Below are 9250 nucleotides of genomic sequence, written 5' to 3' on the forward strand. Positions count from 1 at the left end.
TTCTCTAATTAGGTTTAACCACTGGAGGACGAAGGGATAAATCCGCCAAAACCCCCATTAGGACGCTTATGGAGAGTAAGATTGGCAATCAATCTTACCCAAATTCCTAGCCAAGGAAATGCCCAAATCTTCAGAGGTTGAATAGGACGCGGGTCAGATAAAGGCTTGTAACTGAGTGAGAGCTTGGCTTTTTGCCAAGTATTTAATATATAAGTCAAATCGCTAGCAAATTTGCGATCCGATTGGCGAACAACAATCACACTATTAATACGTTGTTCAGTGAAAAAATTTACACTAGGAAAATCTGTAATAAAAACTACAGAACGATTGTCAAATAAATTTTCTGGAACAATACGAAAAGCTAAAGAATTACCTTGACGATTAGCATCTAGCAAGAAGGCGGGGGGTGCATTGTCGGGCAAATCGAGTTGGTGCAAGCTATCACAGCCCTGTACCAATGTTGCCAAAATGGATTCTACATCTACTCTCGTCAATTCTTTCGTTGCTTCTAGAGATAAATTTCGTTCCTGAACAAATGCAGTTGGCAAAGGACAAGAATTAAATAAAGGTACGGGTCGATATCCTTTTTTAGCTAATGCTAATCCGATATACACAGAATCCATTCCAGCTAAATCAACTACAATCGCCTTACCTTGCCCAACAGGTGGAACCCAGCTGAAATCTGGCGTTGGTAATTGGGTAATTATTGGCAATCTTCTGGGCAAGTGGGCAAACAATACTGGTTTCACCCAAGGCGACCAAATGCTATCTGCGGGAGACCAAAGGTCAAAAACAGTTGATTCATCCATCTTGAATTAGTACGGCAATATCAATAGCGGCAAAATTAATTAGTGGCTTGGGGGCAATGCGCCCATAAATACCAGCAGCTTTACCGTTGACCGTATATACTCCTATGCAAGGATACATAATTCCTAGAGGTGTTGTCAGGGGTAAGGTTTGGAAATAACGTTGAGCAATCCAGTTGTTAGGGTCGAGTAAAATATTACAAATTGTCGGGATGTAATTGGTGCGGTCGCTCATGCCGAGCATAGTCACTGTATCCCCATTGTTACAAAAAGCTGATTTGAATAGCCAATGGCGATTTGTAACCCAATTGACACGGCGGGGATCATGAGTCTCAGCTAGCAAAGCTTTCCAAGTATCTAGGGGCGAATTAATCTGGTTCCAGACAAGAGGAAAGCGCTTACTTTCAACAAGCAACATAGACCCAGGATTACATATAGGAGTTTGACTGCTGTGAAAAAAGTATGACCAATTGCAATCTAGAGGTAACTTAGTTAACCATTCACCTTGATAGAAGCGCATTACTGCATCTAGAGAACCACGATACCACTCACTGTTGAGATGAGCAAAACCATTGTGCCAAACTATTTGCTCAGGTGTTGCTAAGTAAGAATTACATCCTCGCTGACGCAAGAGTTCAGCTAAGTAAGCAGTAATTTGCTGGTCTTCCATGTACCCAGCAGCAGACAGTAAAGCAATATGTCCTTTTGGTGGTATTGTCTGTGTCAAAGCATCAACAAGTTTATTCGCTGGGTTTCCTGCCAATGTTGTACCAGGAAACTGTTGCACCATCAATTTTGAGAAATTTGAAGCTTCGGTGTAACCTCCGGGAACATCATAATTTGCTTCGGAAATCCGCCAACCATCAGATGTGGGATGAAAGTCAAATCGTACAACACGGGCTGCGGCTGGTGATGGTTGTACGGATTTTTCGGAAAGTATTTTGACAATTTGACGAGGTAAACCCAATTGCTTCATCAGTTCGGGACGTTGCAATATTTGCAATTCAGCAGTATTTGCTTCAGATGTCAGTTTTTCAGCAAGTGTTGCTAATTGCTGCCAAACCAACGTTGGGAGGATTAAAGCAAAGGGAGCCAGGGTACTAACATCACCGATTTGGGCATCCCACTTAAAGCATTTAAGTGCCAAGTGTCTGCGAATCTGAGTAAATGTTTTTTTATCTAGTTGAGGTGAACATTGCCATTGTTCAAAGTAGCAATTGAGATCCAATTTAGTGCCAACCGTAGGTTATAACTCGTAATTATGTTGCGCTGCTTGTACAGCACCATTAATGTAAGATGCCATATACCTCCCTTTTATTGGGAGCTTTTGAGTAAATGACTAACCATAATATAGTAATCCTATTTGATTTTTGAAAAAACTCCGTACATCTCAATAGTGGGAAAATCGCAAGCAATTGGATGCCATAGACAAAGCACTTGATGAGATAGAAAACGCGCTCATCCGAGTTATGCCAGAAGAAAATGAGAAGGCATAATTATTTGAGACGATCAACACTACCATAGCCACGCCTGAAATAATTCTTGTTTTGCTCCTGATAACGCTAATGGGGTCTTTACGCAAAAAACGAATAATCTTGAAGTTGGCATTATAAAGGTTAGAAGTCAGCACAAGCCAGCGTATTGCAGACGGCATCCGCTTCTCTACTGTCTACCTCTGATTTTCCTCGATTGGGCTAGGACTTACAGATAGGGAGCGATCGCACCAAGCTCACTGCCTTCATGCGATCGCAACTGGGATATTTTTATTGTGGAATGCGTTCAGCCCCGAACTTGCGCTGATGCCAGTAAGGATAGATTGGCGCGTTGGCGCTAACCTGATTGAGCCGATTTACTTCCTCTAATGTTAGCTCCCACTGAGCGGCACCAAGGTTGTCTCGAAGTTGTTGTTCATTCCGCGCTCCGATAATAACGGATGTAATACCAGACTGACGTAACAGCCAGTTGAGCGCAACTTGAGCAACACTGACACCACGGTTATTAGCCACTTCATGCAGAACTTCCACAATGTCGTATCCCTTTTCCACGTCACTGACAGTGCCAATATCACCGATTTTTGCTCGTCGCGTCCCTTCCGGTTGGGGCTGACCACGACGATACTTACCTGAGAGGAAACCAAAAGCAAGCGGACTCCACACTAAGATACCCACACCTTGATCTAAACCTAGAGGAATTAGTTCAAATTCCAACTCTCGCGCCACAAGTGAGTAATAAACCTGTTGTGACACATAGCGCTCCAAGTTCAAACGCTCTGATACAGACAGCGCCTTCATTAAATGCCAAGCTGAATAATTAGAGCAGCCAATGTAGCGAACTTTGCCACTACGTACAAGTGAATCTAAGGCGCGAAGTGTTTCTTCTAGTGGAGTTAGAGCATCGAAACCATGAACTTGATAGAGGTCGATGTAATCTGTGTTTAATCGACGTAGGCTGTCCTCACAGGCTCGAATCAGATGATAACGTGACAATCCAGTATCATTTGCTCCTTTTCCCATACGACCATAAGCCTTAGTTGCAATAATTACATCAGAACGACGCTTTCCGAGAGCTTTACCAAGAATCTCCTCAGAAAGTCCATTCGAGTAAACATCTGCTGTGTCAAAGATGTTGACACCTGCATCAAGGCAAATATCAATCAGATGTTGCGCCTCATCTACCTGAGTCGCCCCAATTTCTTGGAAGAAGTCGCTACCACCGAATGTCATTGTACCGAAACTGAGAACCGAAATCTTAAGACCGGACTTTCCTAAAAATCGCGTTTCCATCGCTGTTACTCCTTGAAGCCGTGCCTATTTGAAGTCAAGTGAACATTTTCTCACAATGGATAGTTTCTGTGGAACAGCTTATGATATCTTCTCAAGAATCTGATTACTCATCTGAATTTGGTTTTTTCCGATATTACGTTTGAGTAAGAAAATACCTGCATCATGCGCTTGCTGACCACCAGCACTAAAGCAAGCATCCTCGATAATTACTGGTTCAATACCGCGCTCAAAAGAGTCAATTGCTGTCTTGAAAATACAGCTATCAGTTTCAACTCCACAAAGATATATTTTGCTGATTTGATTAATCAAAATAAAACTCGAAAAATTTTCCGTAAATGCAGAGTAATAAGGTTTATCAAAAATATTATGTATATATGGCTGAAGTTCATCAATAATGCTCGTTTCTGGTTCATGTATCAAGCTTGACCAATGAATTAGCTTCACATAATTACTGTCAGCAGTATTGATAAATTTTGTGAATTCAACGAGTTTACCAGCCTCTAAAAAACGCTCAATTAGTTTAATGACAGTAGGAATAATATGTCTGCATTTCTCAGGCATAAAACCATTTTGCATATCTACTACAAGAAGTATTTCGCTCATTTGTGCCAGAATTTATTTAGATTAAGAGTTAAGACATTAAATAAAGCAATATTATAAAAGATGACATCCGCGACTTTGAGCTTCTTCCTTGGTGGCCCACAGAACGTGATTGCTGGTGATGGGGTAGTGAGTAAGGAAATCTGGGGATGGAGAAAGTAGCGATTGCTAGACGGAGCGTAGTCATCGCCTCCCATCGATTCTTTCTCTTATTGCCGAAAGCCCTGCTGATGTGGGCAATTGGAGTGATGAGTAACGTGTTGTTTATTCAAGTTAATCAGGATAATATACCTCGATTAAGAACAGGAAACTTCAAATGAGAATTTTTGTTCCAGGCCGTCTTTGTTTGTTTGGAGAACACACTGACTGGGCAGGAGAATATCGCAGTGTTAATCCTCTTCTCGAAAAGGGCTACACCTTAATTGTTGGTACTAATCAAGGAATTTATGCCAATGTCTTGCCTAATTCTACTGAATTAATTATTCGTCCTTCTCTCAATGATGGCAGCAGTTATGAACCGTTGAGATTACCTATGGAATCTAATACCCTGAAATGCATAGCGGCAAAGGGTGGTTTTTTTAGTTATGCTGCTGGTACAGCATATCAAATTCTAACTCACTATGATGTTGGCGGACTTGAGGTTGATAATTATCTAACCGACTTACCCATCCAAAAGGGATTATCTTCGAGTGCTGCCTTTTGCGTTCTGATTGCGAGGGCTTTTAATCGTCTGTATGGCTTGAAGATGACAATTCGTTCAGAAATGGAGTTTGCCTATCTGGGAGAAAGAACCACTCCTAGCCTTTGTGGTCGTATGGATCAGGCTTGTGCTTATGGAAATCGCCCAATATTGATGATATTTGATGGTGAAAAAATCGACCTACTCGAATTGAAAGTGAGTGAGGATTTGTTTTTTGTGATTGTCGATCTCGGCGGGAGCAAAAACACACAAGAAATACTAAGACGATTGAATCAGTGTTATCCTTTCGCTACTAATTCAATAGAGCAAAATGTCCAAAAATATTTTGGTTCTATTAGCCCTGAAATTACCCAGGCAGCAGTTGAAGCAATACAACTCGGAGATGCCCAACTTCTTGGAGCTTTAATGACAAAAGCCCAAGCGGAATTTGACCGATACGTAGTTCCGGCTTGTCCCGATCAATTAACTGCAAAAAATCTACATCTGCTTCTCGCTCATGAGCCACTTAAGCCTTATATCTTTGGAGGAAAAGGCGTAGGTTCTCAGGGGGATGGCACTGCACAACTCATAGTTAAAAATCAAGAGAGTCAAACAAAAACTATCGAAATTATTAAGCGTGATTTTCCTCAAATGCAAGCGTTACAGTTAACTATCTCAAGGTAACAACTCCCATGATTAAGCAAGTGATGCTCAGGGACGAAAGTTGAGTTTCTTTAATACCTCAATGAGTGGAGGATGACTCACCATTCTCCTCAATCATCTTCCAATTACGTATCTGAGGCTGAAGTTCAGCAATTTCAGTCTCAGTTACTGACGGCAAATCACCACTATAAAGAACACAAGTTTTTTGTAGTAAAGCTTCCACTGTTTTTGCTCCTTCACGAGTCACAATTTCAATTAAGTGTGCAGTAAGACATCGTTTATTGTGAAACTGGGCTTAGTCATCTTCACAGGGCAAACGCATCTAAAGTACAAGAATCCTTTAAGAGCAAGGGTTTGAGCGTTTTATGATTGAGGCTATTTTTTCATCAATATCCTTACGCAGTAAGGGTTTCAGGTTTTACGTGCGTTCGCCCTGGTCATCTTCATCCATTAGGCGACAACGGCTTTGGGTCTTGCAAGCAAGTCGAGAAGAACGCTCTCGTACAATAGTCGCTAAATCTGGTCGTCCTGTTAGAAAAAGTCGCCAATCAGCCCAAATTCCATATAGGAAGTCGGCAATAGCACCGATAACTGGTAAGGAAGTTGCAGCATAGACCCAACCCATCCCCAGAATTTCGTAAATGCGATGGAAAACTTCAATATTTTTAACTAGCGTTCCGTCTGGCAACACAGCATGAATACGCCCCATTGCAGTTTCATAGTCAACACCGCCATCTGCTTGGGGATTGTAGTCATCAGCTGCAATATCTACAAACGCCACCAGCCCTCGACCCGCGTCCCGCTTTTTCAAAAAATTAACCTCACGCAGACACAAGGGACATTGGCCGTCATACAGCAGTTTGATTTTCCACGACGGCAGAGTGGATAAAGGCTGGTCTAGAGAGTTGTTACAACCGTGGGATTGGATTTGTGGTGAGGACATTTTGGGATCTTAACTAGGTTTATTTCCTTACATCAAGCGTAACGCCTCTGGAATTATAGGGTTTGGCCCATTCGAGCGACGCGTAGCTTGCCGCCGTAGGCATCGCTACTAGCGTGAAGGGCGTAATCCCAAAACCAATGAGCCAATGACTATTCCAGCGACCATTGTGCCTGCATTCTCTGCTGGGAAACAGTTTCGGGAAAAAGTTGCACCCTAATCAATACAAATGTATTTACTTTACTATACTCCCGTACCAACAAATCTGTTTCTGTTAAAATCGCGTCTTCCAGCACGTAAATTTTGAGGCAGTGCCATGTGTGCGAAGGGATTTGGGCAATCTCAACCTAGTAAAATCGATAAACTTGTTGAATCTGCGGTGCGTTATTGCCACAAGCGACACCCAGAAGGCTTAGACTCTTCACCTATTTTTGCGACCCCAACTCATCCAGAAGCAAAAGGTATTGGTCTATATATGCTCACTAAAGCTTGCAAATCAACACAAATGAAAGTTTTTGCTCTTGGGGGAATTAACGAAAACAATTATCAAAAATGTCTTGATGTTGGTGCGTCTGGTATTGCAGCAATTAGCATGTTTAAAAAATAAAAAATCAGAGATTAACGCCAACCCAAAAGATACCAAGGACTATCCGGGCGGAGTTTGGACATTACCTCCGACCTTGAGCCAAGGTGAAAAGGATAGGCAACGCTTCCTCACTATTGGGGAGAGCGATGTCTGCGACGGGCTACGCCTACGCATGACCCTCAAGTTCATCAAACCCAAAGCCCCCTAATTAGATATAGGGTGCGATGGCTCCGCCCGCCGCAGGCATCGACCCCAAGCACTACCAATTCTGCTAAAATCGCCTCTGCACGTCCATTTTGAGGCAGTGTTATGTTTGTTACGCCCCGCCGTTAGCGATCGGTCTTTTTCTCGCTTGAAACTGGAACTGGGGGGCGTAGTTTACCGTCCGTAGCCGTTACGGTTGTGACTCCTTCGCCAAATTAATTAGCTTTTGCTTTTATCTCCCTATCGGCTAATATCCTAATTTCTCAATCAAAGCTACACTACCATCGGAAAATGTCAAGATTTTGGGATAGCAACAGATGATTGATCTCTACACCTTCACCACGCCCAATGGACGCAAAGCTTCCGTCATGCTGGAAGAAATCGAATTGCCCTACAATGTCCACAAAATTGACATTACTCAACAACAGCAATTTACACCTGAATACATCGCCATCAATCCCAATAGTAAAATTCCGGCTATTGTTGACCAAGAAACTGGGATTAAAGTCTTTGAATCGGGTGCAATTCTAATTTACCTAGCCGAAAAAACAGGTAAACTCTTACCCACTGAACAAAAAAGCCGTTTTCAAGTCCTAGAGTGGCTGATGTTCCAAATGGGAGGAGTCGGGCCAATGTTTGGGCAACTTAACCACTTTAAACGCTTTGCACCCGAAAAACTTCCCTATGCCATTGAGCGTTATGAAAAGGAAACTTTACGTATTTATGGTGTCTTAGATAAACAACTGCAAGACAATGAATTTATCTGTGGTGACTATTCTATTGCTGATATTGCTACTTATCCGTGGGTAGCGATTTATGAATTTCAGGGTTTAACACTCGACAACTACCCAAATCTCAAACGCTGGGTGGACATGGTGCAGCAACGTCCGGCTGTGCAACGCGGAATGCAAGTTCCTTAAATGCAGGAGGAGGGATGAGTCAACAATGGGGATGATCCAAACTCCATCCCAGCCAACAGTAAAATCATTCGCTTGGAAGTAACCGCAAAGCAATCCCAAGTATTACTGGATTACGGACGGCATCCGTGGCTTTGACCAGATACACTTGGGACTGCTGGCGATGGAGTACTATAAACATTTAGTCTCAATGCCTCTCTAAATTGGACTGGTTCCATATTCCCAGTTTGGATGCCTTTGCTATGTCCTGAGCCTGTTCAAAAGCCAACTGATTTGGACACTCCACACTAGAGTTACGCGTTCTGGCCAAACCATTCTTGAGCAGTTCTTCCTGAAAACTAATCTCAGCCTCACCCCGTCCATGAGCCATAACTTCTGCAACAGTGCGCCCATCGTTGTCTTTTTCCACTGGAACGATCATCAGTTGGTTATCAGCAGCAGCGACTAGCTTGAGCAATTTCTGTTTTGCCTCATTAACCAATGGTTGTCCTGGAGATTTACCGTGTTTTACTTCCGGGGCATCAATTCCACAAAGCTTGACTGACATTTGGCTGCTATCGGTTTGACGGACTGTGATGCTGTCCCCATCTGCCACTTGAAAGCTATCCATTCTTCAGTAAGCGTAATCGATGGCTGGTTAGTTCTTTGGAAAATCAAGATAGCGGTGATCATAGCTCCGGCGGGAGCAGTTAAAATTATGCCAGTTATCCACGATGGCTTCATGTTGCTAGCTCTGTTATTGCAATATAAGAAACCACAATTTTAACCGCATTAAACATTTACTACATCTCGTACCCAAAAGCCTTACAAATAGTGGATTTGCTCTTACCAAGCGTGCTAACAAAAATAGCTGTGTTTCCCTGCACTAATCTATACTCTGATTAACGTGTCATTCAAATTTATATGAGTTGCGAACATTTAGACAATCTGACTATGGAAACTCTGATTTCTAAAGCAAACTACCCAGTCTTTCGTTGTGAAGAGTGTATCCGGCTCAACAGTCGCTGGGTGCATCTGCGTATTTGTCAAAGTTGCGGCAAGATGCTGTGCAGGGAAACTTCTGTTCATCAAC

The 9250-nt window shown here is 42.6% G+C and carries 12 protein-coding genes and 1 pseudogene; 6 read left to right on the plus strand and 7 right to left on the minus strand.

Features of this window, described 5'->3' with window-relative positions:
• Positions 1-14: 14 nt before the first annotated feature.
• From HWQ38_RS28720 to HWQ38_RS28735, 4 genes are all read right to left on the minus strand, one after another.
• Positions 15-809: a hypothetical protein gene (locus HWQ38_RS28720; protein ID WP_292800685.1), complete on the minus strand. Its 795-nt coding sequence runs from the start codon at positions 807-809 to the stop codon at positions 15-17.
• Positions 802-1953 carry a glutathionylspermidine synthase family protein gene (locus HWQ38_RS28725; RefSeq protein WP_292800687.1) on the minus strand — a complete coding sequence of 384 codons (1152 nt, stop codon included), beginning with the start codon at positions 1951-1953 and terminating at the stop codon, positions 802-804. Before HWQ38_RS28725 ends, HWQ38_RS28720 begins: the two co-directional genes overlap by 8 nt.
• 616 nt (positions 1954-2569) lie before the next feature.
• Positions 2570-3589 (minus strand): aldo/keto reductase, encoded by a 1020-nt coding sequence (locus HWQ38_RS28730; protein WP_292800688.1) that lies wholly within the window; start codon positions 3587-3589, stop codon positions 2570-2572.
• 78 nt (positions 3590-3667) lie between these two features.
• On the minus strand, positions 3668-4192 hold the full coding sequence (locus HWQ38_RS28735) for an isochorismatase family cysteine hydrolase (protein ID WP_292800690.1): 525 nt from the start codon (positions 4190-4192) through the stop codon (positions 3668-3670).
• Between the two features lie 146 nt (positions 4193-4338).
• Between HWQ38_RS28735 and HWQ38_RS28740 the strand changes: the two genes are divergently transcribed.
• Together HWQ38_RS28740 and HWQ38_RS28745 are read left to right on the plus strand one after the other, a co-directional pair.
• Positions 4339-4509, plus strand: coding sequence for a hypothetical protein (locus HWQ38_RS28740; RefSeq protein ID WP_292800692.1), 171 nt, complete (start codon positions 4339-4341; stop codon positions 4507-4509).
• Positions 4506-5552 carry a GHMP kinase gene (locus tag HWQ38_RS28745; RefSeq protein WP_292800694.1) on the plus strand — a complete coding sequence of 349 codons (1047 nt, stop codon included), beginning with the start codon at positions 4506-4508 and terminating at the stop codon, positions 5550-5552. Before HWQ38_RS28740 ends, HWQ38_RS28745 begins: the two co-directional genes overlap by 4 nt.
• Before the next feature lie 58 nt (positions 5553-5610).
• Here the strand turns inward: HWQ38_RS28745 and HWQ38_RS28750 are convergent, their stop codons facing one another.
• Both HWQ38_RS28750 and HWQ38_RS28755 read right to left on the minus strand, forming a co-directional pair.
• Positions 5611-5754 carry a hypothetical protein gene (locus HWQ38_RS28750; protein ID WP_292800696.1) on the minus strand — a complete coding sequence of 48 codons (144 nt, stop codon included), beginning with the start codon at positions 5752-5754 and terminating at the stop codon, positions 5611-5613.
• Positions 5755-5949: 195 nt separating this feature from the next.
• A complete protein-coding gene (locus HWQ38_RS28755) occupies positions 5950-6474 on the minus strand; it encodes a thiol-disulfide oxidoreductase DCC family protein (protein WP_292800698.1) in 525 nt (174 codons plus the stop codon).
• 112 nt (positions 6475-6586) lie between these two features.
• Between HWQ38_RS28755 and HWQ38_RS28760 the strand changes: the two are divergent.
• The 4 genes and pseudogenes from HWQ38_RS28760 to HWQ38_RS28770 form a co-directional block, all read left to right on the plus strand.
• Positions 6587-6691 (plus strand): annotated as a pseudogene (locus tag HWQ38_RS28760) (HU family DNA-binding protein); the annotation flags it as partial.
• A 96-nt stretch (positions 6692-6787) separates the two neighbouring features.
• On the plus strand, positions 6788-7078 hold the full coding sequence (locus tag HWQ38_RS40600; protein WP_335236400.1) for a thiamine phosphate synthase: 291 nt from the start codon (positions 6788-6790) through the stop codon (positions 7076-7078).
• Entirely contained in the window at positions 6993-7265 is a 273-nt protein-coding gene (locus HWQ38_RS40605; RefSeq protein ID WP_366933352.1) for a hypothetical protein, read from the plus strand. The genes HWQ38_RS40600 and HWQ38_RS40605 overlap by 86 nt, the downstream gene beginning before the upstream one ends.
• A gap of 313 nt (positions 7266-7578) precedes the next feature.
• Positions 7579-8181: a glutathione binding-like protein gene (locus tag HWQ38_RS28770; RefSeq protein ID WP_292800700.1), complete on the plus strand. Its 603-nt coding sequence runs from the start codon at positions 7579-7581 to the stop codon at positions 8179-8181.
• Positions 8182-8365: 184 nt separating this feature from the next.
• On the opposite strand, the gene HWQ38_RS28775 is transcribed toward HWQ38_RS28770, so the two are convergent.
• Positions 8366-8788, minus strand: a complete 423-nt coding sequence (locus HWQ38_RS28775) for a thermonuclease family protein (RefSeq protein ID WP_292800702.1) — start codon at positions 8786-8788, stop codon at positions 8366-8368.
• Between the last annotated feature and the right edge of the window lie 462 nt (positions 8789-9250).

Source organism: Nostoc sp. NMS7 (assembly GCF_017115085.1).
In the GTDB taxonomy this organism is placed as follows: domain Bacteria; phylum Cyanobacteriota; class Cyanobacteriia; order Cyanobacteriales; family Nostocaceae; genus Nostoc.

Bases quoted from the DNA above. Each gene is read 5' to 3' on its own strand.
- HWQ38_RS28720 (WP_292800685.1), bottom strand. From the start codon at position 809: ATGGATGAATCAACTGTTTTTGACCTTTGGTCTCCCGCAGATAGCATT.
- HWQ38_RS28730 (WP_292800688.1), bottom strand. From the start codon at position 3,589: ATGGAAACGCGATTTTTAGGAAAGTCCGGTCTTAAGATTTCGGTTCTC.
- HWQ38_RS28735 (WP_292800690.1), bottom strand. From the start codon at position 4,192: ATGAGCGAAATACTTCTTGTAGTAGATATGCAAAATGGTTTTATGCCT.
- HWQ38_RS28740 (WP_292800692.1), top strand. From the start codon at position 4,339: ATGGAGAAAGTAGCGATTGCTAGACGGAGCGTAGTCATCGCCTCCCAT.
- HWQ38_RS28745 (WP_292800694.1), top strand. From the start codon at position 4,506: ATGAGAATTTTTGTTCCAGGCCGTCTTTGTTTGTTTGGAGAACACACT.
- HWQ38_RS28755 (WP_292800698.1), bottom strand. From the start codon at position 6,474: ATGTCCTCACCACAAATCCAATCCCACGGTTGTAACAACTCTCTAGAC.
- HWQ38_RS40600 (WP_335236400.1), top strand. From the start codon at position 6,788: ATGTGTGCGAAGGGATTTGGGCAATCTCAACCTAGTAAAATCGATAAA.
- HWQ38_RS28770 (WP_292800700.1), top strand. From the start codon at position 7,579: ATGATTGATCTCTACACCTTCACCACGCCCAATGGACGCAAAGCTTCC.
- HWQ38_RS28775 (WP_292800702.1), bottom strand. From the start codon at position 8,788: ATGGATAGCTTTCAAGTGGCAGATGGGGACAGCATCACAGTCCGTCAA.